The 3,687-nt window shown below is 75.8% G+C and carries 2 protein-coding genes; both read right to left on the minus strand.

Going from position 1 to position 3,687, the window contains the following annotated elements; translation table 11 throughout:
* Nucleotides 1-2,746: type I polyketide synthase (locus tag K6I33_RS32995; RefSeq protein WP_229358346.1), on the minus strand; the 2,746-nt coding region annotated here is incomplete at its 3' end.
* The coding region (locus K6I33_RS33000; RefSeq protein ID WP_229358348.1) for an enediyne biosynthesis protein at nucleotides 2,743-3,687 on the minus strand (945 nt) is incomplete at its 5' end. The genes K6I33_RS32995 and K6I33_RS33000, both read right to left, overlap by 4 nt.

The following is a 3,687-nucleotide window of genomic DNA, read 5'->3' on the forward strand; positions in this document are numbered from 1 at the left end:
GGGGGCGGAGCCCCCCGTTCCGGGAAGGGGTGGGATCGGGGAGCGCCTCGCACGGGTTCGACAAGAACACCCGCGGCCGGTCGAGGTCCAGCCGGCGGTGGAAGCGGCCCGCCGTCCACGGCCGGACGTCCGCCCCGCACGCGGCGAACAGCGCCGCCGTCGTCGCGGCGAGCGCACCCGCGCCACCCGTGACGTCCAGCGACAGGACGGGCGCCGTCGTGTTGTCGCGAGCGAGCGCGGACAGCGTGGCGCCCGCGCCCACCTCCAGGAGTACGTCCGCGTGACGCGCCAGCTCCCGTACCCCGTCCCCGAAACGGACCGGCGCCGTCACCTGTTCCGTCAGCAGCGCGGCCAGGTCCGTGTCCGGCGACAGCACCGCGGCCGTCACCGACGAGACCACCGTGCCCGACGGCTTCTCCAGGCCGGCCTTCGCGAAGCACTCCGCCAGCGCCGGCAACACCGGCCGCATCGCCGCCGAGTGGAAGGCGTGCGAGACCGCGAGGGGCACCACGGCGACGCCCCGGCGGCGCGCCTCCGCCCGTACCAGCGCCAGGGACGGCACGGGGCCCGCGACGGTCAGCCGGCCGGGGCCGTTGACGGCCGCGATCACCGCGTCCGTGCCGGCCAGGAGGGCTTCCGCCGTGTCCACCGGCGCGGCCACCGCGAGCATTCCGCCGCCGCCCTCGGCGTACCGGGCCATGAGGGCGCCCCGGGCGCGGGCCAGCCGCACGGCCGCGGCCGGCGGCAGGGCTCCGGCCCAGGTCAGGGCGGTGAGTTCGCCGAGGCTGTGGCCGAGCGCGGCCCGGGCGCGGACGCCCAGGCGGTCCAGGTAGCGCAGCCCCGCCAGCGAGGCCGCGACCACGGCGGGCTGGACCACGGACGTGTCGGACGTGTCGGTCGCCTCGAGGGTGGACGGCGGCACCTCCGCGAACAGGTCCCCGGCCGCGACGATCCGTCCCAGCGGTCCGCTGCCGACGCGTCCGCCCGCCGTGCCCTGCCCCGGGAAGAGCAGGCCGAGCCGGGCCGTGGGGCCCACGCCCGTGAACACCCCGGCGGCCGTGTCCCCGTGGCACCCCTCCCCCGGCCGCCGGCCGAGCGAGCGCGCCGCCGACCTCAGCCGCTCGGCCAGTTCGCCGGGCGAGGAGGCGACGACGGCCACCCGGACACGGGTCGGCTCACCCCCCGCCAGCGCCGCCGCCGCGTCCGACAGTTCCGCGTCCGACAGGGACTCCGCCGTCTCCGCGAGTCGGAGCAGCCGATCGACGGCCTCCTCGACGCCGTCCCCGCCCACCGGGAAGACCTCCCACCCGGGCGCGGGCACATACGGACGGGGGTACGCGTACGGGCGCGGCGGCGCGCCGGTGGCCTCCAGGACGACGTGGGCGTTGACGCCGCCGAAGCCCACGGAGTTGACGGAGGCCCGGCGGGGCAGCGCGCGCCCCGGCCAGTCCTCCGGCTCGTCGAGGGTCCGCAGCGGGGCCGTGAGCAGCGGGTGGGGGTCCTCGCAGCCGGTGGTGGGCGGCAGGACGCCGTGGTGGACGGCGAGGGCGGCCTTGATCAGCCCGGCCACGCCCGCCGCCGCCTTCGTGTGGCCGATGTTCGCCTTGACGCTGCCGAGCGCGACCGGCGGGCCGTCCCCGGAGCCCAGTGCCTCCGTCAGGACCGCGAGTTCCACCTCGTCGCCGACGGCCGTGCCCGTGCCGTGGCCCTCGACCAGGCCGGCCGTGGCCGGGGCGAAGCCGGCCCGTTCGTAGGCCCGGCGCAGGGCGAGGGCCTGGCCGGCGCGTTCGGGGCGGGTCAGGCCGCCGTGGCCGTCCGAGGACAGGCCCCAGCCCTCGATGAGGGCGTAGGCGCGCAGGCCGAGGCGCCGGGCGTCCTCGGCGCGGGCGAGGACGAGGACGCCGCAGCCCTCGCCGGGCAGGAAGCCGGTCGGGTTCCGGTCGTAGACGCGCATCGGCCCTCGGGCGAGCGCGCCGAGGCGGGAGAAGCCGACGAGTTCGAAGGGGTCGAGGCTGAGGTCGACACCGCCGGCCAGGGCGAGGTCAAGGTCGCCCGCCGCGAGGGCCGTGCAGGCGGTGACGACGGAGACCAGCGACGAGGCGCACGCGGCGTCGACGGTGTAGCCGGCGCCGTGGAAGCCGAAGTGGTTGCAGATCCGGCCGCTGATGGTGTTGGCGAGGCCGCCGGCCAGGGACTCGTCGCCGGGGACGGGGAAGGGGCTCTTGTAGAGCTCCTCCAGTTCCCGCAGCAGTTCCCTCCGTTCATCCTCCGCGAGGCCGCGACGGCCCAGGACCGTATCGACCGTGCGGCGCACGTACGGCCAGCGCAGCCGCAGCAGCCCGGTGCGGGAGAACTCGCCGGTGAGGGAGTTGCCGATGACGACGCCCACCCGGTCCCGGTCGAGGCCCGCCAGGTTCTCCCCCTCCGCCAGCCCCGCGTCGCGCAGCGCGGCCGCGGCGACGTCGAGGGCGAGCCAGTGGGTGAGGTCGGCGGCGCGGAAGGCGCCGCCGGGCACCCGGAAGGCCTGCCGGTCGAAGGTCCAGCCTTCCAGCACGGCCGCCCGTTCGGCGTCGATGCCGTCGCCGTCCCCGGCTCTCCCCGGCGCGTAGTCGGCGAGCCGCAGCCGTTCGGGCGGGATCCGGCGGAAGGCGCGGCGCCCGGCGAGCACGGTCCGCCACAGCTCGCCGGGGCCGTCGGCGTCGGGATAGCGACAGGCCATCCCCACGATGGCGACGGGGCACTTCACGGAGCCTCCCGCACGACAGCAGCAGGACGAAGATCAGGGACACGTTTCAGCAGCGGCAGCGTCACCAGCGCCAGCCAGCGCGCCACGCACACCACGGCCAGTGCGAAAAACAGGCCGAAGGTGATGTGGAGGGCCATCAGCGTCCCGTACGCGGCGGCGATCCCCAGCCCGAAGGCGAACTGGCGGCGGGGCGCGAACGGCGTCGTCCCCGGGTCGCTGATCATGTAGTTGGTGTAGAGGATGAAGGCCACGCCGGTCATCGGCGTCAGCGCGCCGACGAGCCAGGCGTCGGTGAACGCGGAGCGCACCAGCGCCTGGAGGACGAAGCCGCCGGCCCAGCCCAGCAGCAGCGGCATCTTCAGGGTGAGCTTGGCGTTGAGCATCGTCCCGGCCACCAGCACCGCGAACGGGATGATCCAGCGCAGCACGCCGGGCGGGTACTCGGTGAACTCGTACGGCGGGGCGATGCCCACCCAGTCGTAGATCAGCAGGGTGGCGACGATCCCGGTGTTGGACGGGTTGAGGACGTGCTGCGACCTGCCGCGCACCCGGGCGCGCACCACGTACTTGGAGCCGATGCCGACGGCGGCGGCGAACGCGATGGGCCAGAGCCGGTCGTTGGCGTAGAGCAGCATGGAGCAGGCGAGCCCGGTGATGTGCGCGGGCAGCATGAAGTCGAGGACCCGGCCGAACGGGCCCGCGTAGCGCGGGCGCCGGCGGTGCACGGCCGCGTCGACGGTCTCCAGCAGCAGTTCGGTGGCGTAGGCGGTGCCGACGGCGACGAACGGGGTCGCGTACGCCTGCTCGAAGCCCAGCCAGGTCAGGCCGACGATGTTGAGGACGGTGATGGAGAGCGCGAAGCGGCGCAGGGCCTTGCTGCGGCGCTTCTCCGGGGTGAGGCCGGCGGGTTTTCCCGTGGCGGGGGCGGCCTGGGAGGCCTG

The organism is Streptomyces sp. UNOB3_S3, assembly GCF_020740895.1.
Taxonomy (GTDB): Bacteria; Actinomycetota; Actinomycetes; order Streptomycetales; family Streptomycetaceae; genus Streptomyces.